Genomic DNA, 24,576 nt, shown 5'->3' on the forward strand with positions numbered 1-24,576 from the left:
GCTTTTTTTATGCTCAAACATTGGCGTCTTTCTGAATACAAAGTATTGTTATACAGAATTTTACTAGCGTATTTGTTTTACTTTTTCGCTCGGGTTTTGTTTTATGTATTCAACGCAGGATTGCTTAAAGTTCCTTCAGTTTCAGAGTTTTTGCGTTTGTGCTATTACGGTATTCCTTTTGACACCACAGCCATTTTGTATGTCAATATGCTGTTTATTGTTTTTTCGATTATTCCCATCAAAAAAGCGACTACTGTGGGTTATCAGAAGTTTTTGTTCTACCTGTATTTTGCCACCAACCTTTTGGCGTATGCCACCAATTTTATTGATTTAATTTACTACAAATATACTTATGCGCGCACCACTGCGGCCGTGATGAACGTTATTGAACACGAGAACAATATGACCAAGTTGTTCTTGAGTTTTATGGTTGATTTTTGGTATGTTTTTGTGTTGTTTTTTGTCTTTGCCGGCTTGTGGATATGGGCTTACAAACGCATCCGAGTTGACTTCAAACCGTACACTTCAAAAAATCTGCATTACTACGGATTTTCAACCCTTGGTTTCTTGCTTATTGCGGCACTCATTGTGGGTGGAATCCGCGGAGGCGATTTTAAAAAATCAACTCGACCCATCAATTTGCTCGATGCCAGTCGTCACGTCAAAAACATTGTACATTCTGACATTGTGCTCAATACACCTTTTGCACTCATTCGAACAATGTTTAGCAACAGCTTTGCCAAGACCAATTATCCGGGAGTAAATCAACAGGTAATTCTCGAAAAAGTTATGCCCATCAAGCAATACCGCAACCATCCGTTTACCAAACCCAATGTGGTGATTTTTATCCTTGAGAGCAATGGGCGTGAATACTACGGCGCTTTTAACAAAAAATTGAACATCAAAGATTTTAAATCGCATACGCCGTTTTTAGATTCTTTGGCCAACCACAGTATGATTTACACCAATGCCTATACCAATGGCCGTCAGTCTATTCACGGCATGTCGTCGGTTTTGTCAGGCATTCCTTCGTTTAAAGATGCGTTTACATCCTCGCCTTATCCGAAGCAAAAAATTGAATCCATTGTATCCACTTTAGAAGGAATTGGTTACAACAGTTCTTTTTTTCACGGAGCGGCCAATGGTTCGATGGGTTTTTTGGGCTTTTCAAACATCCTGGGTATTGACCAATATTACGGACGAACCGAGTTTAATGATGACAGTCAGTTTGATGGATTTTGGGGGATTTGGGATGAGCCGTTTTTGCAATTCATGAAACAAAAACTAGATCAGCAAAAGCAACCGTTTTTCTCGTCGGTGTTTACGGTTTCATCGCATGAGCCGTACATCGTTCCTGAAAAATACAAAGACAAATTCAAAGAAGGCGATGTGCCGATTCACAAATGCATCGAGTATACCGATTATTCGCTCAAGCGTTTTTTTCAAGAAGCGAAGAAATCACCGTGGTACAAAAACACCATTTTTGTGATGGTGGCCGATCACGGAAACACGACTTTTTATAAAGAATACCGCCGTCCGATTGAGCGATTTGCCATTCCGATTATGATTTTTAAACCCGACAGCCCGTATGTGGGCGTTGATGAAGACTTGGCGCAACAAATTGATATTTATCCGACCATTTTAGATATGATTGGCTATCCGAAACCGTTTAGAAGTTGGGGTAGGAGTTTGCTCGACAAGAAAACCCAAGAACCTTTTGTGATCAATTCAACCGGAAGTTTATATCAGTTTTCTAAGGGCGATTATATCTGTATTTTTGACGGAAAGAAATCCATCGGGTTTTATGATAAAAATGACAAGGCTTTACAACACAATCTCATCGGTCAACGCAATGCGCAAATGAATGATTTAGAGTTGCAATGCAAAGCTTTTATACAAGATTATATGGATCGCGTGGTGGGGCAAAAGCTCGATCCGCTTAACAAAAAATAAGATGAAAAAATCAACTAAAATTATCCTCGGAATTGTGTTTGGCGTGGTGCTTATCGGCATCGGAAAATACGTTTATGACATGAACATCAACCACAATTTTGAAACCATCACCGAAGGAAAAGTCTACAAATCAGGCGTGATTCCGCCCGATGAAATCAAAGATTATGTGCAGAAATACCACATCAAATCTATTGTTGATTTGCGATTTCCCGGAACGGCTGATTTGGTTAACAATCCTGAAATTCCCGAAGAACTCACCGCCGAAAAAGAAGCCGTGGCCAAAATTCCCGGGGTAAATTATTTCAACAACGGTTCAGACCAAGTGCCCAACCAAAAGAATTTGGATACTTTTTTTAAAATCATGGATAATCCCGATAATTATCCGGTGCTGATTCACTGTTATCACGGAGTTGGTCGCGCCGAAATGTACTCGGCTATATATCGAATAGAATATGAAGGATTCACCAACGAACAAGCGCGTCAAGGGGTTCGATCTATTATTAAATTCAGCTCGTTTGACGATGGAACTCCGAAAGGCGAATACTTAAAAGCCTACAAAAGCCGCAAGCAATTGCAACCAGCAAAATAATTTGAGAGTGCAACGGTACAAATTAGGTTCGGATGTTCCGAGCCTTTTTTTATAGGTCAATGTACAGTTCGTTTTTGCCGTGGCTCAATACTGAAACGATAATGCCTAAAAAGGTCATCAGAATAATTAGGATTAGAATGTAAAAAACAATGATTCTCCAGATAAAACCTGCTTTAGAATATAGCTTTCCGGCAGCGTTGTAATATACCCAAGCCGGAAATAGAAGCATGATAAAAAACACTGTAATTTCTAAGTAACCGAATAAATTGGGAACATCAAAGGTCTCAATGAAATTCACCAATGAAAAGACCAAACTAATCATTAAGATGCCCAGTAAAGCTATGCCACCAATGATCAAATGCTCGGCTATATTGAGTTTTAAACGTTTGAAAATCAAATAGGCAATACACCCCAAAATAGGCACAATACTCAACAAAATTATTTTGAGGTTATCTTTAAAGAATTGGGTTATTTGCGGTGTATTGTTGCGGGTGTCTTCTTCAATCGGATGAATACTTTCATAAAAATGTGATAGCAATAAATTCAAACCAATCATCAGTAAGGCCAGATAAAAAACATTGTAATACCGTATGCGTTTACCGCTGATATAATCTAATGCCGCTTGCCCCGGGCGCATAAAAGTTTCTTTGATGGTAAAAAGAATTCCCCTTTCTAAATGCCAAATGCCGTGCAAGAGATCGTGTAGCAAAAAATGCTTCAGCGTAATGCGGTGTGTATCGGTTTTTTGCCCGCAATGAGCACAAAAATGCTTTTCGGTTGGCTGGTTACAATTCAAACAAATGGCTTTTTCCATATATAAAATCTGGGTTTATCGCTTGTAGAATTTTTGTGTTTCGGTAAAATCCGTGGCTTTGAGTTCAATAAAATACATACCGGTATTCAATGATTTCAAATCGATGCTTTGTAAACCATCATTGTGTTGGCTAGAAAACATCAATTGTCCGAGCAAGTTAAAAACCCGAATGTCATAATCGTCTCTTGAAGTTTGAACGTTTAAAACTTCCTGCGCCGGATTCGGATAAATTCTAAATGGCGAAATCATGTTTTGTTCAGTAGCCAACAACACTGAGTTTTGCAACAAATTCACTTTAAAATCATCAAAGTAAAAACCGTCTAAATTCGTGCCCACATCGGTTGATAATCGAAAGCGCACTTTAATCGATTGTCCGGCATAATCACTCAAACTAATTTCTTCAGTCACCCAATCAGCTTGCTTTCCGCTATAGGCAGGAATGGTTCCTTCAACCGTATTGGGTGTGATGGTTTGGGTATATTTTCCGCATTGTTCGGTCCAAGTCAAACCATTGTCTGTAGATACTTCAAAAGCCACAAAATCATAGCCGTTTTCAAGTTCCCATTTGGCAGCGAATGAAACCGTTGCATTGGTTATATCGGCCAAATTGATCGGATTGGTCAGTGTGATTCTTTTGTTTTGACTGTTGCTGTAGCTTCCGTTTGGCGAATCTGTAATCGATGAAGACGGCGATACAAAGGTTGTGGTTGATAAGCCCCAATTGTTGTTGGTCCAAGTCGGAGCTAGGGCAGAGGCTGTATCGGTGAGTGTGTTTTGCAATTGTCCGAACTTTTTGACGACTTGTTTGCGTTCGATGCTTTGGCCGTTGTCCATTACATATTCATAAACAATATCATCGTTACTCGTTGTTCCGTTGGCCAGCGCCACAGCAATTTGACCGTTTGCGCTCTGATTCACGGAAAGTCCTGAAACTGAAAATGCCGGTCCGACCGAAGTGATGTTTGACGATATAGGATTGATGCTGATGCTAAAGTTTCCGCTGCCGCCCAATCCTAATTTAGACAATTCAAATTGTGCCTGAAATACAGCTTGATCACCCACGAATTGAGGCGTTAAATCAGACAGAGAACCATATTCGCGAACGAGTTTGGCTGTCATTAAATTGGTAAACATCATTTTTTGGCAAAGTGGAATAATCTCGGTGGTAGCGGGCCAAAACGACAAACCGATTTCAGGCGTAAAAGCAAAAATCTTGTCGTGGTTTATGGTTTGTCCGTACATAAAATCATCAGAACTTCCGGAAGCAGCATATAATTCCGAAGCTATTTGATTTACCAAATTATTGTTTGAAACCATCAATGAAGATATCTTCCCAAAGTAAGCATCATCCGGACTAGGAACATTCAAATCATATCCAAAAGGATAAAGTAACAAATCTGAGTAAGTATGAGCATTGAGCGCGAATTTAAAATGATGGTTATCTACAAAATACTGCATAGCTTGGGTTTCAGGTTCCGAAAAAGGCGTTGTTCCGGGATAGGTTTCTCCGGTGGCATCGGCAGAAACACCATTGGTATTCCAAACACTTTGGTTTTCATCGCCGCCTATCCAATAATCGTAGTTGCGGTTGTTGTCCACGCCAAAAGTTCCGTCGTTAAAGTTGCGTCTGTTTTTGCGCCACATTCCGCCACCGCTCGGATTGGTCGTTTCGTTATACACATAACCATCAGGGTTCACCACCGGAATAAAGTACAATTCAGTGTTGTCTACTATATCTTTGACTTCATCATTGCTGGCGTAATTCTCGAGCAAATACCACATATAAAAAATGGTTTCTGACAATGAAATCGGTTCGCGCGCATGATGAACGGCTGTATACAAAACCTGCGGACGCGCATTGGGCACCGCAACATCTTTGGTGATTTTAACCCATTGCAGCGAGCGGCCTTCAGAAGTTGTAAAACTGCCTACGTTTTCTCTGCTCGTAATCAGCTCCGGATATTGGGTGCGCATGTCGTCGAGTTCCTGCAACATCTGCGCATAGGTCAGATAGCCGCCCATACTGCCCAAATTAAAATTGGCGGGTGTGGTGTATTCAATGTTTTGCGCTACGCAATCGAATCCGGTGTTGAGGATGCTTCTTTGCTGCGCTTTTTTTTTGTTTTGATCAACGTAATATTGCTGAACGTTTTCAATCTCAATTTCAACTTTGAGTCCTAGATTTCTGGCTTTTTGAATTTCAGCTTCCGAGAAATCACACGTCAAAGAATAGCCTTTTTTGTGTTGGCCATGATCAGTTGCAATGCCAGCTTGTTGTAGTTTTTTGAGATTTTCAGCTGTTTCATAAATGATTTTCGCACGGTGATATTTAGGCGTACTGTTTTGTGCCAACACACACAATTGACTCAACAACAAGAGTATTAAAAGCTTTTTCATGAACGATTTTTGCTCAAAAATACAATAATCCTTCAATAATGATTATTTATTTTCAATCCACTTGCGGGCATTGATAAAAGCTTCCAGCCAAGGTGAAACTTCATCGTTTCGGTCGGTGGGATAATAGGCCCAGTTCCAGCTAAAAATCGAACGCTCAATATGCGGCATCATGACCAAATGACGTCCGGTATCATCGCACATCATCGCTGTATTATAATCAGAGCCATTCGGATTGGCCGGATAAGCGTCATAACCGTATTTGCCTACAATGTGATAACGTTGCTCTTCATAAGGCAAGCTGAATTTTCCTTCGCCATGTGAAACCCAAACGCCCAAAGTGCTGCCCGCCAAAGTTGACAACATCACCGAGTGATTTTCTTGAATCGTTACCGAAGTAAAAATGCTTTCGTGTTTGTGGCTGAGGTTGTGTTTCATTTTTCCGTGGGTTTTGTGCTCCGGATAAATAAGCTCGAGTTCCATCATGAGTTGGCAACCGTTGCAAATGCCCACCGATAGCGTATCGGGGCGCGCCATAAAATCATCGAGTGCTTTTTTGGCTTTTTCGTTGTATAAAAATGCGCCGGCCCAGCCTTTGGCACTGCCCAATACATCTGAGTTCGAGAATCCGCCCACAGCGCCAATAAACTGTACATCGCTCAAATCTTCACGGCCCGAAATCAAATCGGTCATGTGCACATCTTTTACCTCAAATCCGGCTAGATACATAGCATGCGCCATTTCGCGTTCAGAATTGCTTCCTTTCTCGCGAATTACTGCTGCTTTGGGTTTTGCTCCTTGATGCGACGTTAATTTTCCGGTAAAATGCTCCGGGAAATGATAACGCAGCGGTTGATTTTTGTAGTTGTTAAAACGCGTTTGTGCTAAGTTGTTGGTCGTTTGATGTTGGTCGAGCAAATACGAAGTTTCAAACCAAGCATCGCGGTATTCCGGTATCGAGAAATGAATAGTAGACAGTGCTGCGTTGTTGGTGGTCAGTTCAAGGATTTCGGTGTTGTGAACGCTTCCGATTTTGAAATGCGCAACGCCTTCGCGATTCAAAGCTTCTTCAAAAATCGCATCGGTTTTAGGTTGAATGACCAGCCCAATGTTTTCGGCAAACAATATTTTGACAATATCTGATTCGCCCAAGTTCGAAAGATTGATTTGCGCGCCCAATTGATGATCGGCAAAACACATTTCAAGTAAAGTGGTGATCAGTCCGCCGCTGCCAATGTCATGTCCGGCACAAATTTGACCTTCAGAAATCAGTTTTTGTATGGTATGAAAAGCGCGTTTAAAATATTCAGCATCGCAAATGGTCGGTGTTTCAGAGCCAATTTTATTGAGTAGTTGCGCAAATGAACTTCCACCCAATTTAAAACCGTCTTGCGATAAATTGATGTAAAAAATAGAACCTCCGTTTTTTTGTAAAACCGGCTCCACCACGCGCGTGATGTCAGAACAATGTCCGGCGGCAGATATAATAACGGTGCCCGGCGCCATTACTTCTTGGTCGGGATATTTTTGCTTCATCGAGAGCGAATCTTTTCCGGTTGGTATGTTGATGCCGAGCTCAATCGCAAAATCAGAACAACCTTGCACCGCTTGATAAAAGCGCGCATCTTCGCCTTTGTTTTTGCAGGCCCACATCCAATTGGCCGAAAGCGAAACACCGCTTAGACCCTCTTGAATCGGTGCCCAGATGAGGTTGCTCAATGCTTCTCCGATGGCATTTCGGCTGCCGGCAACCGGATCAATCAACGCTGATAAAGGTGCGTGTCCAATAGAAGTAGCGAGTCCGTTTTTACTGTTAAAATCAAGCGCCATCACGCCCACATTGTTGAGTGGTAATTGCAACGGACCGGCGCATTGTTGTTTGGCTACTTTTCCGCCCACGCAGCGATCGACTTTGTTGGTGAGCCAATCTTTACAAGCTACTGCTTCTAGTTTTAAAAGTTCGAGAACGTATTGTGAAATTTTTGAAGTTTCGTAGGTGATATCTCCGTATGCGTGATGAACCGTTTGATCAGAAATAATCGTTTTGGGTGAATTGCCGAACAAATCTTCTAGGGCAAAATCCATCGGGCGATCGGTGGTTTTTTCAGAAGTAAATACAAATCGATGGTCGTCGGTAATTTCGCCCACCACATACATAGGAGCGCGTTCTCGATCAGCGATGTTTTTTAAAAGGTTTACATCTTCAGAACCAATCACCAAGCCCATGCGTTCTTGCGATTCGTTACCAATAATTTCCTTGGCCGAAAGCGTCGGATCGCCCACAGGCAAAGCATCGAGTGAAATAATCCCACCGGTGGTTTCAACCAATTCAGACAAACAATTCAAATGCCCGCCGGCTCCGTGATCGTGAATTGATACAATCGGATTGTGATCACTTTCTACCAAAGCCCGAATGGCGTTGGCTGCGCGTTTTTGCATTTCCGGATTGGATCGCTGTACGGCATTGAGTTCAATTCCCGAGCTAAAAGCACCGGTATCAGCCGATGAAACCGCTGCTCCGCCCATACCAATACGGTAGTTTTCTCCGCCTAAAACCACAATTTTATCGCCTTTTTTGGGCTGATGTTTTTGGGCTTGTTCTTGTTTTCCGTAACCGATTCCGCCCGCTTGCATGATGACTTTATCATAACCCAACGTGCGTCCGGCTTCTTGATGTTCAAACGTAAGTAACGAACCTGAAATGAGCGGTTGCCCGAATTTATTGCCAAAATCTGAAGCTCCGTTCGAGGCTTTGATCAAAATATCCAGCGGCGTTTGGTAGAGCCATTTTCGGGCTTGAATGTTTTTTTCATACCCTCGATTTTGTGATAAGCGCGGATAAGCGGTCATATACACAGCAGTTCCGGCCAGTGGCAATGAACCTTGTCCGCCGGCCAAACGATCGCGAATTTCTCCGCCTGAACCGGTGGCCGCACCGTTGAATGGTTCAACCGTAGTTGGGAAATTATGGGTTTCGGCTTTGAGTGACAATACCGAATCAAAGGTTTTATGCGTAAAAAAATCAGGTTGATCACCCGAGGCCGGCGCAAATTGCGTGATTTTTGGGCCTTTGATAAAAGCTACGTTGTCTTTATAAGCCGAAACAATTTGGTTGGGATGTTCAGCTGAAGTTTTTTTGATGAGTTGGAACAAAGACGAAGGTTGTTCTTGTCCGTCGATGATAAAAGTTCCGTTGAAAATTTTATGTCGGCAATGCTCCGAATTGACTTGTGAAAAACCAAAAACCTCAGAATCAGTGAGTGGTCGCCCGAGTTTTTGCGCCAATTGTTCCAGGTATTCAACTTCATCCTCGCTGAGTGATAAACCTTCTTGTTGGTTGTATTGAGCGATGTTTTGGATGTGTTGAATAGGTTCTGGCGCAATATCTACCGCAAAAATATCTTGATTTAACTCAGTATATTTTTGTGAAAGCATTGGGTCAAAAGCCGAATAATCACTCGTTACTTTCTGAAATTCCTCTATGCGGATGATGTCTAAAATACCCATATTTTGAGTGATTTCAACCGCATTGGTGCTCCATGGCGTAATCATAGCGGCACGTGGGCCAACAAAAAAATCCGCGAGTACGGATTTTTCTATTTTTTGCGTGTGGCCAAAAAGCCAATTGAGTTGATTGATGTTTGCAGGCGAAAGTTCGTTTTGCGTTTGAACGGCAAAAATAGTGGTGTTTTCGTTTCCGAAGAAATGAATCATTGTAGTTGAATATTAGTTGTTGTTGTTGTTGCGTGCAAAGTTAGCTCAAAATTGACAGCAAACAACTAAACTTTATCTACAATTGCCTATACTTTTGAACAATTAATCAGGGAAAGCAGCACTTTGATACGCGCCCATATCCGGTGGATTTGACGTGCGCGGATGTCCTAAAATATCAAGCGGAACCAAGAAGCTTAAACTGCCTTTTTGATAAGCCGGAGAAGTTTCATCAATATTGAGTTTATTGGCATTGACATCAAAGAAATTGGGGTTTTGGTTTTTGATGTTTCCGTTGCTTTCTTCTCGGATAAAATTATAAGCATTATTATCTTGTAAAGAAGTTCCAGCATCTCTAAATTTTATCAAACAATTTTGGAAATCATAATTGAAGGCTACATCGCTGCTATCAAAATCAATATCGTTTAAAAATAATTGAACGTTATTGTTGCCGTATATGATGCAATTATAGAAATTGGCGCGTAGTAAACCATTAGTAGGTTTGCTGCCATCAGCTTGTTCTTCGTAATTGCTGAGCCAAACCGAAAGCGGATTTGATCCGACCCAATTGTTGTTGAACGTTCCATGCTTGAATTGATAATCTCCGCCTAAGCTACAAGCTAATGAGGCTTGCCCCGCTAAATTAATCACCAAGTTTTCTGAAGTAATGGCACCGGCACGCGAGAGAATTCCATAGTTGGCAGAATTGTAAATTTGCGAGTTGTTGATCTCCAGCGGGCAATTCTCCACCAAAAATCCGAGCATTGAATTTTTAAGCGTTAAATGATTGACGCGATTATTCACGCTGCCTTGTCTAAGCCAAATCGTGCCCCATTGTCCGGGCACATCTTCAAACATCGGCTCTAATCGGTCGCCTTCAAAAGTAACTTCATTTTGTTGCGGATTCGCCGGATCAGTTGAAATGCCTCCGTTGATCTGTAAACTACCGCCCGATTGTACCAAAATACCGGATTCGGCATGAAAATATACACGTGCTCCCGGGTCAATCGTTAAAGTCTCACCGCTCGGAACTCCGGCATAACCGTAAATTACGTAAGGTTTGGTGTTGTTGAAATGGAACTCATCACCGTTATTGAGATCACTGTGGTCAAGCTCAAAACCATTGATGCGAATTTCATCACCATTGTCATCAGTGTCAATGAGTAAACTTTCCTTTATTCCTTCGGCATTACGCTTTGGATACAAAAAATAAGCATCTTTAATTAAGGTGACCAGATTGACTTTTTGCTCTTTGCTTCCCGAGTCAAAAACAATGTTGTCTGTATGTAAAAATTCTGTTGGATTATTGTTGGCAAGTTCCAAAATATCTGCCGTTGTCTCAATAAAAATATACAAGCTATCTTTGGCCAAAAGCTCAACATTATTGAATTTTCGACCATCGCCAACGCCGTTTCCGTCTTCGTCAATCCCTGTCATTCCGTCAACCATCATTCTATATCTTGAGTCAATTTTTTCAAATCGAATCGTTGGAATGTTGATGTCATCATTACTATTGTTATAAACTTTTAAAGTGTAAGTACTTGAACCTATTTTGGTAAAAACAGTGTCGAGATATACTGTGTCTTTTGAAAAACTGAGATTTCCGTTACTCGGAACGGTGTCAAAATCTTTACGACATGAGCTCAAAGAAACCATCAAGGCTACAAAAAGCAAACAAATGAGTTGACGCATTGAAAAGTATTTTGGGTAAAAATAAGTTTTAATTTGCAATATCACACCACAACGAATAAAAAGTAATTTTATGATATCTTTCTGAATTGAGTTGCTTTGAAGATGAACAGAACTTTTAATTTTGCAGCAAAAAAAGATGGCTTTATCACGTGATGAAATGCTTGCCTTGTGTAATTCGTTTGGCAAGAATAGTTTGATGGAAACCCTACAAATTGAGTTTATTGATGCCGGCGAAGATTTTTTGGTAGCGCAAATGCCCGTAAATTCCAGAGTGCATCAACCGATGGGATTGTTGCATGGCGGCGCTAGTGTTGCTTTGGCCGAAAGTGTCGGAAGTGCAGCCTCGATGCTCTTTATCAACAACGAACTCAGCGAAGTGCGCGGAATTGAAATCGCAGCCAATCATCTTAAAGCCAAACGCGAAGGCATGGTTACCGGAACGGCGCGCATCATCCACAAAGGGCGGAGCATTCACCTCTGGGAAATTAAAATTACCGATGAAAAAGGCGATTTGATTTCACTGTGCAAACTCACCAACATGGTTTTACCCAAACGCAAAGCATGAATCAACTCACCTCGCTAATCAATCAACTCAAAAAACAGCAAGAGCAGTTGCTTCCGTTTGTGGTTTATCGCAAGCCGCAAAGCCAAAAAATTCAAGCGCTTTTACAGCGAGATGATGTTTTGTATACGGTTGATGATTTTTCAGAATCAGGATTTGTCTTGGCGCCGTTTTGTGGAACTCCGGTTTTGATTCCGACTGAAAAAGCTTCTTTGGTCCAAGAAGATTGTTCCGTTTTGAATCATCATACAACTTCAGAAATTGATTCATTAGCCCAAGATGAATCGCAAGTTATTCACGAACAACTCGTGCAAAAAGGCATTGAAGCGATACATTCAAATCAATTTGACAAAGTAGTTTTGTCTCGTTCAGAAACACTTGAAATCAAACATTTTGACTGGGCTGAAGTTTTTTTGCGCATGGTTGATTTATATCCGACGGCTTTTGCTTATTGCTTTTATCATCCAAAAGTAGGGATGTGGCTCGGCGCTTTTGCAGAACAACTGGTTCATTTTTCAAAGGGTCAATTGACCACCATGTCAGTAGCCGGAACACAATTGATACAAGCGCAGCAGCAGCCTTTTTGGGGTGAGAAAGAAAAGCAAGAGCAACAATTTGTAACCGATTTTATCTTGGATGGATTAAAAAAATATACCACTCATATAGAACATTCAGCGCCTTATTCAATTCAGGCCGGAAAATTATGGCACCTTCGCACCGATATTCAAGCGAAAGCCGAAGAAGATCAACTCAAAAACATTATAAATTTTTTGCATCCAACACCGGCGGTTTGCGGTTTCCCGAAAGTCGAAGCCCGAAGTTTTATTCTGGAAAATGAAGGCTATGACCGCGGGTATTATTCAGGATTTTTAGGAGAACTCAACTGGGATGATTCAACTGATTTATTCGTGAATTTGCGTTGTCTGCAAGTGGTTGTATCGCCCTTGAATCCATCAACAAAAGTCATATTGTATGTGGGCGGCGGCATCACGCGCGATAGTCAGCCGCAAAAAGAATGGCTTGAAACCGTTCACAAAGCGCAAACCATGAAAATGGTATTGTAGGATTCTTTATTTTTGAACCAAATTTTTGAAATGAAACTAGATATTTTAGCCTTTGGAGCGCATCCGGATGATGTTGAATTGGGGTGCGGCGGAACCATTGCCAAAGAAGTAGCTTTGGGTAAAAAAGTGGGCATTGTTGATTTGACGCGTGGCGAATTAGGAACCCGCGGAACCGCTGAATTGCGCGATCAAGAAGCCATGGCAGCCGCTCAGATTTTGGGTGTGGCCGTGCGCGAAAACTTGCAGATGCGCGATGGTTTTTTTGTCAATGATGAGCAACATCAGTTAGAAGTGATTCGACTGATTCGGAAATATCGTCCTGAGATTGTGCTCTGCAATGCCATTGATGACCGACATATCGATCACGCCAAAGGGAGCAAATTGGTTTCTGATGCATGTTTTTTGTCGGGTTTGATTAAAGTTGAAACTACAGACAATGGTCAAAATCAATCAGCTTGGCGCCCGAAACAAGTCTATCATTATATTCAATGGAAAAATATTGAGCCAGATTTTGTGGTGGATATTTCCGGATTTAACGATCAGAAAGTCGAAGCTATTTTGGCTTATGGTTCGCAATTTTACAATCCGAATAGCGCTGAACCTGTAACGCCGATTGCCACCAAAAACTTTCTCGAAAGCTTGAGTTATCGCGCCCAAGACCTCGGAAGACTCATCGGAACCGATTATGCTGAAGGCTTTACTAAAGAGAGGTATTTGGCCGTCAATAGTTTAGCAGATTTGCTGTAATTTTTTAAATTATTTCTTTGCAAAATAAAACTTTTACAATACATTTGCGCACGTCTAAATGGTGGTTGTAGCTCAGCTGGTTAGAGTAGCGGTTTGTGGTGCCGCGGGTCGCCGGTTCGAACCCGGTCAGCCACCCAAAACAAAAGCCTCGGAATATACCGAGGCTTTTTTGTTTCTATAGTTTGGTAAAGATTACTTCTTTTTAAACTGATTTTTTAAAAAATTCAAAAATAAAGTTTGTTGGTCAATAAACACATTGTGCGACGCTTCCGGAACGTAGTAAACGTTTTTAGCGCCAATAATGGCTTCGAGTGTTTTGACTTGTTCGGGTGAGAATAAACCGTCTTCTTGACCGTAAATTCCGTAAACCTTAACCTGATTGGCCAACAAAGTATGCAGATTTTTAGTGATATCAATTGAAGTGTATTTTTGAGATTTAAGATAACCGCGTGGTGCTTCAGGATTCATTTCGGTCATATATCTAAAATCAGGATTCTTGGCCGCTTCAGCGTATATTTTTTTGGCTTCATTACTCATATGCTTTGGAGTGTAAAATCCGTTGAGCATAGCGTGAGCAAAAGTATAAGTGGCATATTCTTCAAAAAGTGGATCCATTTTTTCAATCTTATCCAACCAAGCTAAATTGGTTTTGTCATTATTGGCTTGATAGATTTTTCGCGATGAATTTAAAATGGTTTTAAATGTTTGCTGAATATCAACCGGCGCATCAATCAATACTACTGAACTCACTTTTTGAGGGTTTTTCTCAGCAAACAAAGTCGCCACGACTCCACCAAAACTGTGTCCCAATAAAGTGGCACTTGTCAATTGGTATTTGTTGTACAAGGCATTGAGATCTTCAAATATTTCAGAAAAAACGTATTTTGATTTGAGCTCGCCAGATTTTCCTTCGCCGCGTCGGTCATAAACAACCACATAAAAGCCTTGGTCGGCCAGTTTTTGTGCTGTGGTAATTTCAAAACCGGCACTGCTGTAACCTGGGCCGCCGTGCAAGAAAATCATCGCTGGGTTTTTGGCATCGCCATAAGCTTTACTATACAAGTCTTGTGCTTTTGCGGTAGCAATACAAACAAACAAATTAAAAAGGATGACTATTTTTTTCATAATTATTTTCCGTCTTTATCAACGATTAAACGTTTTGGTCTGTTGGCTACTTCCCAAGCAATGGCAAAGGCATATTGGGCACGTTTGGTCAGCGCATCAAATTCTATTTTATCAACATCATCACCGGGTTTGTGATAATCGGCATGGGTTCCGCTGAATAAAAACACTGACGGGATTCCATTTTTTGCAAAATTATAATGGTCTGATCTATAGTAAAATCGGTTGGGATCTTGCCGATCGTTGTATTTGTAATCAAGCTTGAGTTTGGTGAATTTTTTATTAGCGCTTTCGCAGATGTTGTGCAGGTCGGTTGATAAATAATCAGACCCAATTACATAAACATATTTATTGCTGTTGTTGTGAAATTCGTCATGGCGTCCGATCATATCAATGTTGACATCGCATACCGTATGAGCAAGCGGAAAAAGCGGGTTTTCAGAATAGTAACGCGATCCGTGTAAGCCGTGCTCTTCACCAGTTACGTGCAGAATAAGCACCGAACGTTTTGGGCCGTGACCTTCTTTTTTGGCTTGGGCAAAGGCACGTGCAATTTCAACCAACGAAACAGTTCCTGTACCATCATCATCTGCACCGTTATAGATTTCTCCGTTTTTAATACCAACATGATCGTAATGTGCCGAGATTACTACAACTTCATCTGGTTTTTCAGAGCCTTCAATAAATGCCCAAATGTTTTCAGAGTCAGATAAGTTTTCTTTGTATTTCGCATTTAAATATGCAGCCGGAATAGGTTGGTAGTAACCATCAGCGCCTGTCGGATAAGGAATTTGACTGTTTTTGTATTGTTCAATCAAGTAACGGCCGGCTTTTTTCTGGCCTTCACTTCCGGTTTCGCGACCTTCCATTTCGTCAGATGCAACTACTGTCAAAAGCGTCTTGAGCTCCTCGGCTGTAATGGTTTGCATGTATTTTCGCTCTAATTGAGCTTTGTCATTTTTGGCGGCACATCCCAACAGTAAAACCGCACTTAAACTCAAAAGTAACTTTTTCATAGGCTTTTATTCAAGGTTAATAAAGGTATAAATCATAAAAACAAGCAATATAATGATGATGAAAATCGAGTTGATAAAGAACAACATGGTACTTTTTAAGAACGACTTGATTCTCGATTCTCCATAAAAGCGATGATGTGCCGGAAAGAAGTAGTAAAACATCCACAGAAAACCGACCAGATATATGACTGATATTATTCCGTCGGCATATTCTCCTAATGCGACTGAAAATAATCGATTAATCATAAAAAGCAACAGAACAATCAGCAATAAAAATGAAAAATAATGCAGTGTAAAAATACCGTGATCAAAGTAATACCAGCGTTTTTTGTTGTGAAATAGCCATAAGAAAAGTGCAAAAATCGGCATGTAAATAAATAGCACTTTCGGAAAATTATGTATGAACGATTCTTTGAATTTATGAGCAATTTCTTCTCCGGTATTGTTCTCATTCACCAATTGCGCTTTGCGGGCAATTTTATATTCAAAATCAGACATTTCATCTTCGCCTTTGCCGTATTTGTATAGTGAATCAATTTCTTCAACAGAGTTGTATCCAAAATTCATAAAGCTTTTTTTGGCTATTTTATTTGAGGCGATGACAATTTCTTTTTTGATAGAATCAGCCTCTTTTTGATTGATAGCGCCCATTTTGAGCATTTGCTCTACTTTTTTTGCCCGACGCTGATAGTCGGCATTTTTTTCTTGTTCAATGGCTTTCTTACCTTCTTCATTGATTTTAATCAGGCTTTTTTCATTTTTACTTTCAGGATTCGGAATGATTGTAAAACCCAAAAAAGTCACAAAACTGATGAAGATGTACAACCGAACCGGAGCTAAATAAGACAACCGTTTACCCGATAAATACTCTTTGGTGAGTGCAGCTGGTTTGAACATTAGGTTTTTGATGGTGCGCCAAAACGCATTTTCATAATGTGTCAAATCTTCAAAGAAATGAACAAAGAGTTCATGAAATGTCTTTCTGCTATCAATATTTTCTTGACCGCAATTCGGGCAAAATCGTTCTTGAACTACATGACGACAGTTCAAACAAGTTTTATCGGTGCGCAACGGATTTTTGTGGCTCATAAAGCTTAGTAAATTAGCTCGATAAAAGTATAAATTAAATTTTTATTTGACGCTAAATTCCTAACTTGGGCAATTATTTAAATTGTGCATTATGACATCAAAAGCCACAACACCTCAAGAATATATTGACGGCCTCGAGTCAGATCGAAAGTTTGCCATTGAAAAAATCCGATTAAGCATCAAGCAAAATTTACCTGATGGCTTTCACGAACAAATAACCTACGGCATGTTGGGTTATGTAGTGCCCCATGCATTGTATCCGAAAGGTTATCATTGCGATCCAAAGCTTCCGTTGCCTTTTTTATCGGTAGCTTCTCAAAAGAACTTCATAGCGCTTTATCACATGGGTGTGTATGCTCAAAAAGACCTATATGATTGGTTTGTGGCTGAATATCCTAAGCATTGTAAAACCAAGCTCGACATGGGTAAAAGTTGTATCCGCTTTAAAAAACTTGAGGATATTCCATATCAACTCATTGCCGAGCTGGCTGGTAAAATGACGGTTCAACAATGGATTGATTGCTATGAAAGCGCTTTTAACAAAAGCTAACCTTTTTGCTCATTGTAATACCTGAGGGTTGTTGCAATTTTAGCCAACCGCATTTGTGCAATTTTTTCTTCGTTGAGCGATAAGTGTATCCACTGCTGAATTTGCTCTTCACGCAAGTTTTCGGCATAGGTTTCTAAAATGCTGTAAGCGGCAATTTCATAATGTTCAATCTTGTGCAAACTCAAAACAATTCCGGCATCGCGAACAATACCAAATTTGGTTGCTTCAATGATTTGCTCAATTTCGTCGAGCATAATTTCAATGGCTTCGCAGCGTTGCATTAGTGGTTTTTCGGTTAATTGCTCAAAGGTGTCTTCAATGCGTATGATTTGCTTTTTGGTTACCTCAGCATGTTGACTGATGGTTTCTATAAGCTCAAATGAACAGGCGTTTTTAACCATCTTCGGAAAAGCTTTGACCAACATTTTTTCGGTAAAATAAAGTGCTTGCAATTCAAGAAGCAACAATTCGCGCAAACCTATCGCTCCGTCAAAGCGATTCTTGGGTTGCTTTAAATTTGGGAGGCTTTCCTGCGCATGATCTTCAGGAAATTTGTGTGCTTTTTCCATAACATAGTTTTTAGGTTAAGTTTCATTATTTGGGTAAAATGTGTTTGGGTGAGGCCAAGTTACCAATAAGGTTTTAGCTACAAAAAAATACCCGATGAACTACACGTAAATTTAACATTCACGCAATTTTTGGCTAAAAACGTTAAAAAAATTATAGCTTTTTGTAACCTTCTGACCAAACTTTGAGGTATTGTTTGGCAATGTTGATGTAGTTGTGTTCACGTTCAACAAAAGAGCGTGCTCGTTGGCTAATAGCTTCAATTTCTGATGGATTATCAATAAGGTAAGAAAGTTGCTCAACCAGATAATTCACATCTGGGCAAGCATTGATATTGACTTTTTCGGCCAAATGGTAGTATTGTTCAAATTCTTTTTCGGCACCGGTAAAAACCACTTTACCTTGCGCCATAGCTTCAAGTGCATGATAACCTTGGTCATGTGAATACACCATATCAAGCAAAATGTGCGCTTTTTGGTATAGGTTAATGTAGGTGGCATACGGAACGCTTCTAGTGGTTTCAATCTCAACGCGATCACCATATTTCTCTGCGATAATTTCGAGTGCTTTTTCAAAATAATCGTTGCCTTTTTTATAGTAGTTGGCATCGTTGATTCCGTGATAAATCACGATTTTATCTTTAATCTCAGGTGTGTGATAGGGCAATTTTTCAATGTTTATCGGATTGGGAATCATCCCTAAATATTTTGGATGATTTTGCATTGGGATGTGATAATCCAAATCAGAAGCCAGTACACCAACTATATTTTTGTAAATATAATCGTGTAGTTTCTTGAACTCAGTTTTTCGATATTTTAAAACGTTTTGAAAAGAAATATCGTCAATTTTTCCGTCTAAATAAGGTTGTAAAAGCGATTTGAATTGCGGATTTTGGTAATAATAATTGATGGTCGGATAATCGGTTCCACAGCAAAGTAAAAAGGTTTTGACATTATTTTTAAAAAGATAATGAAGAATTTTTTTCTCAAAAAAAGGCGTACAGTAAAAAGTGTTTTCATTGATGAGTTGAACCACATCAAAACCTCTGAGTTTTTTGTGATAACGCTTGATTTGCAAATAAGTACCGTAAGAATTCAAATCAAAACCGGTGAGCCGAAAAATTAAATTTTTGATTTTACCACTGAATTTGCCGCTCCAATTTTGATACAATGGCAAATCAACCGGAAAATTTTTAAAACCGTCTTTAAAGCCCACAATAACCACCTCGTGACCTAATTGCACTAAACCTTCTTTGAGCGAGTTGTGCAGTCTGCTGTATTCACCTACGAGTAATATCTTCATCGAACCTTAAAACATACTATCTTTGACAAAGATATTTACTATTTGACAATTAATGGTCAACGCCAAAATTAAAATTGCTATTGTATCTCATTCGCTTGGTGTTGGCGGAGCCGAACGTTTTGCTGGAACTCTGAGCTATATGCTTGAAAGCTTGGGTTACGAAATACACAACATCATAGTCAATGATTCGGTTGATTATCATTATGCAGGTAGGCTTTATAACCTAGAACAAAAAAGTGCTTCTTCAATTGGGCTTTACAAGAAAATCAAGAAAGGCTTTTTGTTGCGGGCTTACCTCAAAAAAAACAATATTTCAGTAGTTATTGATAACCGTACGCGCAATTATTTTTGGCGTGAACTGATGACGGTTATGATGTATCGGAATTACAAAACGTACTACATTATCCACAGCTATAATTTATTGAATTATTTACCGGTTTTGCCTTTTTTTGGGAAACTTTTGTATCAAAATGCCCACAAGATTATTTGCGTTTCAAAAGCTATTCAAGACAAGGTGAGCGCTCAATACGGTTTGCAAAATACGGTTACTATTTATAATCCGATTCAAGAAATTCACATAGGAAATTTATCGGTACAATTACCTGAGAAATATATTCTTTTCTTCGGAAGACTAGATGAAAAAGTAAAGAATATTACATTATTGCTTGAGGCCTTCAAAGCTTCTGAAATCAGTACTAAAGGGTATCAATTACTTATTTTAGGCGATGGGCCTGACCGCGATTACCTAGTACAAACCATTCAGAAATTAGGTTTGAATGATGTTGTGCAACTTATTGCATTTGTCAAAAATCCTTTTTTGTATGTTCAAAACGCTAGATTTACTGTTTTGAGTAGTCGTTATGAAGGTTTCCCGATGTCAGTTATTGAGTCGCTGTCGTTGGGTGTTCCGGTAGTTTCGGTTGATTGCCTTTCAGGACCGAGTGAGGTTATTCAAAACGAATACAATGGTTTGTTGGTTCAGAACCATAACACACAAGCCTTAGGCATGGCTTTAAAAAGAATGGTCACTGAAAATGATTTGTTTCAAAAATGCTCTGCCAATGCCAAACAAAGTGTTGCTCATCTGACCATGCAAAAAATTGCAGAACAATGGCGCATCATACTCGAGAACTAGAAAACAGATTTTTGTAATCCGACGCGAACCAAGAGTAAATTGAGTTGAATCAATCTGCGCAAAACAAAGCTTGGTAATTGTAAAAGAACTCTTTTTTTGAAAGATAAATTTGCAGTATTGATTCGGTTTTTGTGCTGTGTAAAATAATGCAGGTCACCATTGATTTTGCTTCTGATGGCAAACGAAAATAAATTCTGATCGATGAATTTTTTTAGCTTTTCATGGGTTTTCTCGGCTTCTTTAAACTTGTCAAAATTCATTTTCTGATTCAAGAATTTTTTTTGTTTTGATAGACTATTGCCATCGTAAGTATAGCGTGCCAGTATTTTCCACGAAAAAACAATCGGGTAGTGCAATCCTAGTCTCATCCATAAATCAGTGTCTTGGCCACTTTTGATTTGGGTATCAAAAACGCCAACTTGCTCAAATACAGTTTTGCTAAAAACAGCGCTTGAAGTCCACAATACTGAGGTTTTCATACTGGCTTCAAAATAATCAACAATTTGATGAGCAGCATTTTTAGGAACTGAATACTGAGCCGGAAAAACTTTACCAGGAATTTCATTTTCATAAGCTGCTGAGAAAATCTTATGATTTGGGTGCAATTCGATAGACAGTTTCATTTGGCTTAAAAAGTCAGGATACCAATAATCATCGGCATCTAAAAATGCTATATATGGGGCTGTTGATAGCTCTATTCCATAATTTCTGGCTGATGAAGCACCTTCGTTTTTCTTCAGATAATACCGAATGCGCGCATCTGAAAATCTGTGAATAATTTGCTCGCTATCATCGGTTGAACCATCATTGACCAGTATTAATTCAAAGTTGTCAAATTGCTGTTCGAGAACACTTTTAATAGTGTTTTCAATAAAAGGAGCTTTGTTATAAACCGGAATAATAACAGAAAAAAACGGCATCGGCTAAGTTTTTAAAGAACAAAAATAACCCAATTTATAAACGTCAAACAACAGCATTGAAGGCTTGCGCGATAAAAGATTTTTTTTGATTAATGGCGCCCAAATTCGGTGGGCAATCGCCATAATAAAATCAAGTTTAATTTTTTTAAGACGGTTTTTCCACTTCCCGATAGATGTTGCTTGAGGCTCGATGATGTTTTGCTCTATGAGTTCGTGTAAATGTGTCAAGGCTTCAAGATGTTTTTGAAAAAAATCTACTGAATTTTCAAGATTTAAATGAAAAACAGGATTTTCTATGTGTACTATTGATAAATTTTGTTTTTTGAGTCCGGCAATAAAGGCAAAATCTTCAAAGCCGTATTTTTTCAAATTGCCATCAAATGGATTTTCTAAAAGCGACTTTCTTTGCAGCAATAGGTTTGATACCAATGTAGTTTGATACGGATTTTGACGTCTAACATCAACGGGTAATGCCTCGCGTTTTTGACCGTAAACCCAACGCAACAATTGGTTGTTGGACGGTTGGTTTTTTTGATAAGCCAATCCTCCGAAACAAACACTTTCTGTTGAGTTTTTAATAAACTCTATGTAATTTTTAATAAAATAATCTGAAGTTGGTATGGTATCGCAATCCAAAAATAAAATCCAGTCGTACTGTGCTTTCAGAGCTAATTGGTTTCGATTTTCGGCGCGACCCAAATTTTGTTTGTGAATTTTATAAAAACAATTTGCTAAATCGTTAATTGCTTGGTTTTTTTCAACAATTTCTTGTCTGTTTGAAGCATCATCAAAAACAATAATTTCATAATTGATGGATTCAAGTTCTGCTAGTCTTTGTATGACTTGCACCAGCGGTAAAGTATAATAGTTATATGTCGGGATTAAGACAGATAGCATTAAACGGATCTCTGAATCACTTCAAATACTTGGTTGTCTTCGCATTTGAGTGTTTTTGAAGGATATTTCAATAAAAGAGCATAATCGTGTGTGGCCATGATGATGGTTTTTCCGTTGGCGTTGATTTTTCTGAGCACTTCCATAACTTCAACACTGGTCTGTGGATCAAGGTTTCCGGTGGGTTCATCGGCCAAAATCAAATCCGGATCATTGAGCAAAGCACGAGCAATACCCACGCGTTGTTGTTCTCCGCCCGATAGTTGATGCGGCATTTTATCAGCTACGGCACCTAAATCTACTTTTTTGAGCACTTCGTCAATTTTGCTTTGCATTTCTTGGTTGTTGGTCCATCCGGTGGCTTTGAGTACAAACAGCATGTTTTCTTTAACGGTTCGGTCTGGAAGCAATCTAAAGTCTTGAAAAACAATACCCAGTTTTCTTCTCAAAAACGGAATCTGATCGTCTTTTAGTTTGGCTAAATCAAAACCAACAATGCTTCCTTGGCCTTCAGATAAAGGCAAATCAGCATATAAAGTGCGCATGAGACTACTTTTTCCGGTTCCGGTTTTTCCGATGATGTACAGAAATTCACCTTGACCAATTTCAAGGTTTACGTTTGAGAGAATCACCTTTCCGGTTTGATAGATGTTAACGTCTTTAAGCGATAAAACAGGTGTTGACATATGATTTAGGTTAGTGCTGTAAAAGTAATAAGTTATAGTATCAATCAAAAAAATTACGAATCATTTTTTTCGAATACATACAAAAGATTTAATCCGAGTTCAAAACGTTTTTTAGCTATTAAAGTATATCCGTTTACAGTAAAAATTTCTTGAATCAAACTTCTGTCAAAATCTTGATGGTTGTGTACATCCATTCCGTCGATGAGTTTTAAAAAAAGCAAAATTTTCAAAATAGCATCAACTTTTGGGCTGGGAATGGTTATAATAACTCGGCCTTTGGGTTGGAGATATGGCAACAAAGCTGTTGCATATTTGGCGAGTTCATCTTCGGGAATATGCTCTAAAACCGCCAACAACGTAACATTGTTGTATTTTTTTTCTAATGTGAAATCTTCCGGAAATTTTCCGGGCCACAAGGTGTATTTTGGGGTTTGAATTTTTTGGTTGAGTTTCGGATCAATTCCGTCGCCGGTTAAATTTGTTTTTTCAAATAATTCGCCTCGGTGGCAACCAATATCTAAAATGCTGTTGCCTGTGATGTATTTTTGGGCTTGACGGATGCGCTCCACCTGAAGCCATCGATCAATTTTTTTCATCTTTCAATCCTAAAATGCTAAAGAAAAAACTAAACAAAATGGTCTGCAGCCCCAAGATGCTCAATGTAACCGCCGGAATAACAATCCGCAGTGTCTGACTCGATTCTAAATGTCCAAAACTTTTTTCAGACCAAATTGATAAGCCATACATGCTCAATCCGACGCCGAATAAGGTCATAAAAAGCCCCAAAATCAGACCGCGCTCAAGGTTGATAACTTTAAAAACAGTGTTGAATCGTTGGCTTTTGGGAAGCAAATTTTGGGTAACCGCAAAAACTTTGGTCAATCCGTAAAAAACCACAAACTGAAAACCGCTAATGACAAATCCGCTGGCATACAAAAGCGTATGAACGTCAAGAGTAATTTTACCTAATTGAATGGGTGACAAAATCAAAGCAATAGAAAGAATCAATCCAATGCTCATCAGCAGTAAGCCCGGAATTAAAAACAACCAATTCGGACTATACAAAAGCAAAAAACGCAAATGTCGCCAACCGTCGCTCCAGGTTTTTAAATGTGGTTTCCGACTGCGGCCGTCTTTGTATAAAATGGTTGGAACTTCGATGATTTTGAGGTTCATCAGATGTGCTTTGACAATCATCTCAGAGGCGAACTCCATACCCGAGGTAGTCAAATTTAATTTTTGATAAGCTTCTGCAGAAAAACCTCTAAGTCCGCAATGAAAATCGCCAATTGATGAATTAAAAAACAATCTTCCTAAAAAGGACAAAACAGGGTTTCCTATGTATCGATGCAAAAACGGCATCGCGTTTTTTTGAATGCCGCCTTTGAATCGGTTGCCGATGACCAAATCTGAACCAGAACGCAGTTTTTCAACAAACGCTGATAAGGCAGAAAAATCATAACTGTTATCGGCATCGGCCATGATGATGAATTGCCCGGAAGCTTTTTCAAAACCAGCTTTGAGCGCTTCGCCGTAGCCTTTTTTTTGAGTTTCAACCACAATAGCTCCGCACTTGATCGCGATGGCTTGTGAACCATCTTGACTGCCGTTGTCAGCAATAATGATTTCGCCTTGAATTTGATTTTTCTCCAGAAAATCTCTTGCCTTTTCAATACAAACGGCCAAAGTTTCGGCTTCGTTCAGGCAAGGCATGACAATGGAGATTTCTTTTTTCACCTGATTTTACTTGAGTTAATTGGGTTGAGTAA

21 protein-coding genes and 1 tRNA gene are annotated in these 24,576 nt (G+C 39.5%); 8 read left to right on the forward strand and 14 right to left on the reverse strand.

Annotated features, from left to right (window positions below; translation table 11 throughout):
* Positions 1–9: 9 nt before the first annotated feature.
* On the forward strand, positions 10–1,953 hold the full coding sequence (locus KIH23_RS12370) for an LTA synthase family protein (RefSeq protein WP_213213812.1): 1,944 nt from the start codon (positions 10–12) through the stop codon (positions 1,951–1,953).
* 1 nt (position 1,954) lies between these two features.
* Positions 1,955–2,542 carry a dual specificity protein phosphatase family protein gene (locus KIH23_RS12375; protein ID WP_213213813.1) on the forward strand — a complete coding sequence of 196 codons (588 nt, stop codon included), beginning with the start codon at positions 1,955–1,957 and terminating at the stop codon, positions 2,540–2,542.
* A gap of 49 nt (positions 2,543–2,591) precedes the next feature.
* Here the strand turns inward: KIH23_RS12375 and KIH23_RS12380 are convergent, their stop codons facing one another.
* The 4 genes from KIH23_RS12380 to KIH23_RS12395 form a co-directional block, all read right to left on the reverse strand.
* Positions 2,592–3,356, reverse strand: coding sequence for a DUF3667 domain-containing protein (locus tag KIH23_RS12380; protein WP_213213814.1), 765 nt, complete (start codon positions 3,354–3,356; stop codon positions 2,592–2,594).
* 15 nt (positions 3,357–3,371) lie between these two features.
* Positions 3,372–5,753 carry a M14 family zinc carboxypeptidase gene (locus tag KIH23_RS12385; RefSeq protein ID WP_213213815.1) on the reverse strand — a complete coding sequence of 794 codons (2,382 nt, stop codon included), beginning with the start codon at positions 5,751–5,753 and terminating at the stop codon, positions 3,372–3,374.
* 42 nt (positions 5,754–5,795) lie between these two features.
* Entirely contained in the window at positions 5,796–9,464 is a 3,669-nt protein-coding gene (purL, locus tag KIH23_RS12390) for a phosphoribosylformylglycinamidine synthase (RefSeq protein ID WP_213213816.1), read from the reverse strand.
* A 102-nt stretch (positions 9,465–9,566) separates the two neighbouring features.
* Positions 9,567–11,153, reverse strand: coding sequence for a hypothetical protein (locus tag KIH23_RS12395; RefSeq protein WP_213213817.1), 1,587 nt, complete (start codon positions 11,151–11,153; stop codon positions 9,567–9,569).
* A gap of 136 nt (positions 11,154–11,289) precedes the next feature.
* Between KIH23_RS12395 and KIH23_RS12400 the strand changes: the two genes are divergently transcribed.
* The 4 genes from KIH23_RS12400 (at position 11,290) to KIH23_RS12415 (ending at position 13,661) form a co-directional block, all read left to right on the forward strand.
* On the forward strand, positions 11,290–11,718 hold the full coding sequence (locus tag KIH23_RS12400; RefSeq protein WP_213213818.1) for a PaaI family thioesterase: 429 nt from the start codon (positions 11,290–11,292) through the stop codon (positions 11,716–11,718).
* On the forward strand, positions 11,715–12,779 hold the full coding sequence (locus tag KIH23_RS12405; RefSeq protein ID WP_213213819.1) for an isochorismate synthase: 1,065 nt from the start codon (positions 11,715–11,717) through the stop codon (positions 12,777–12,779). The genes KIH23_RS12400 and KIH23_RS12405 overlap by 4 nt, the downstream gene beginning before the upstream one ends.
* Before the next feature lie 30 nt (positions 12,780–12,809).
* Complete coding sequence (gene bshB1 / locus KIH23_RS12410; protein WP_213213820.1) at positions 12,810–13,526, forward strand: bacillithiol biosynthesis deacetylase BshB1; 717 nt, start codon at positions 12,810–12,812, stop codon at positions 13,524–13,526.
* A 61-nt stretch (positions 13,527–13,587) separates the two neighbouring features.
* Positions 13,588–13,661 (forward strand) — tRNA-His (locus KIH23_RS12415).
* 57 nt (positions 13,662–13,718) lie between these two features.
* Here the strand turns inward: KIH23_RS12415 and KIH23_RS12420 are convergent.
* The 3 genes from KIH23_RS12420 to KIH23_RS12430 are packed head-to-tail and all read right to left on the reverse strand — an operon-like array spanning position 13,719 to position 16,753.
* Complete coding sequence (locus tag KIH23_RS12420) at positions 13,719–14,651, reverse strand: alpha/beta hydrolase (protein WP_213213821.1); 933 nt, start codon at positions 14,649–14,651, stop codon at positions 13,719–13,721.
* A gap of 2 nt (positions 14,652–14,653) precedes the next feature.
* The gene (locus tag KIH23_RS12425) at positions 14,654–15,664 is read right to left on the reverse strand and encodes a M28 family metallopeptidase (protein WP_213213822.1); all 1,011 of its coding nucleotides are present in this window, start codon (positions 15,662–15,664) and stop codon (positions 14,654–14,656) included.
* 6 nt (positions 15,665–15,670) lie between these two features.
* Positions 15,671–16,753, reverse strand: a complete 1,083-nt coding sequence (locus KIH23_RS12430) for a DUF3667 domain-containing protein (protein WP_213213823.1) — start codon at positions 16,751–16,753, stop codon at positions 15,671–15,673.
* A 91-nt stretch (positions 16,754–16,844) separates the two neighbouring features.
* On the opposite strand from KIH23_RS12430, the gene KIH23_RS12435 reads away from it, so the two are divergent.
* Entirely contained in the window at positions 16,845–17,303 is a 459-nt protein-coding gene (locus KIH23_RS12435) for a DUF1801 domain-containing protein (protein WP_213213824.1), read from the forward strand.
* Here KIH23_RS12435 and KIH23_RS12440 read toward each other — a convergent pair.
* Together KIH23_RS12440 and KIH23_RS12445 are read right to left on the reverse strand one after the other, a co-directional pair.
* Positions 17,300–17,872, reverse strand: coding sequence for a ferritin-like domain-containing protein (locus tag KIH23_RS12440; RefSeq protein WP_213213825.1), 573 nt, complete (start codon positions 17,870–17,872; stop codon positions 17,300–17,302). The genes KIH23_RS12435 and KIH23_RS12440 overlap by 4 nt on opposite strands.
* A gap of 151 nt (positions 17,873–18,023) precedes the next feature.
* Entirely contained in the window at positions 18,024–19,172 is a 1,149-nt protein-coding gene (locus KIH23_RS12445) for a glycosyltransferase (RefSeq protein WP_213213826.1), read from the reverse strand.
* Between the two features lie 52 nt (positions 19,173–19,224).
* Here KIH23_RS12445 and KIH23_RS12450 point away from each other — a divergent pair, with 52 nt between their 5' ends.
* The gene (locus KIH23_RS12450; protein WP_213213827.1) at positions 19,225–20,307 is read left to right on the forward strand and encodes a glycosyltransferase; all 1,083 of its coding nucleotides are present in this window, start codon (positions 19,225–19,227) and stop codon (positions 20,305–20,307) included.
* Here KIH23_RS12450 and KIH23_RS12455 read toward each other — a convergent pair.
* The 5 genes from KIH23_RS12455 to KIH23_RS12475 are packed head-to-tail and all read right to left on the reverse strand — an operon-like array spanning position 20,304 to position 24,544.
* The gene (locus KIH23_RS12455; RefSeq protein ID WP_213213828.1) at positions 20,304–21,227 is read right to left on the reverse strand and encodes a glycosyltransferase family 2 protein; all 924 of its coding nucleotides are present in this window, start codon (positions 21,225–21,227) and stop codon (positions 20,304–20,306) included. The two genes, KIH23_RS12450 and KIH23_RS12455, sit on opposite strands and share 4 nt — an antisense overlap.
* A gap of 3 nt (positions 21,228–21,230) precedes the next feature.
* Positions 21,231–22,124 (reverse strand): glycosyltransferase family 2 protein, encoded by an 894-nt coding sequence (locus KIH23_RS12460; RefSeq protein ID WP_213213829.1) that lies wholly within the window; start codon positions 22,122–22,124, stop codon positions 21,231–21,233.
* Positions 22,124–22,807 carry a cell division ATP-binding protein FtsE gene (locus tag KIH23_RS12465; RefSeq protein WP_213213830.1) on the reverse strand — a complete coding sequence of 228 codons (684 nt, stop codon included), beginning with the start codon at positions 22,805–22,807 and terminating at the stop codon, positions 22,124–22,126. The genes KIH23_RS12460 and KIH23_RS12465 overlap by 1 nt, the downstream gene beginning before the upstream one ends.
* A 53-nt stretch (positions 22,808–22,860) precedes the next feature.
* The gene (locus tag KIH23_RS12470; RefSeq protein ID WP_213213831.1) at positions 22,861–23,403 is read right to left on the reverse strand and encodes a methyltransferase domain-containing protein; all 543 of its coding nucleotides are present in this window, start codon (positions 23,401–23,403) and stop codon (positions 22,861–22,863) included.
* Positions 23,390–24,544 (reverse strand): glycosyltransferase family 2 protein, encoded by a 1,155-nt coding sequence (locus tag KIH23_RS12475; protein ID WP_317197040.1) that lies wholly within the window; start codon positions 24,542–24,544, stop codon positions 23,390–23,392. Before KIH23_RS12475 ends, KIH23_RS12470 begins: the two co-directional genes overlap by 14 nt.
* Between the last annotated feature and the right edge of the window lie 32 nt (positions 24,545–24,576).

Origin of the sequence: Flavobacterium sp. CYK-55, assembly GCF_018413465.1 — a bacterium.
GTDB lineage: Bacteria > Bacteroidota > Bacteroidia > Flavobacteriales > Flavobacteriaceae > Flavobacterium.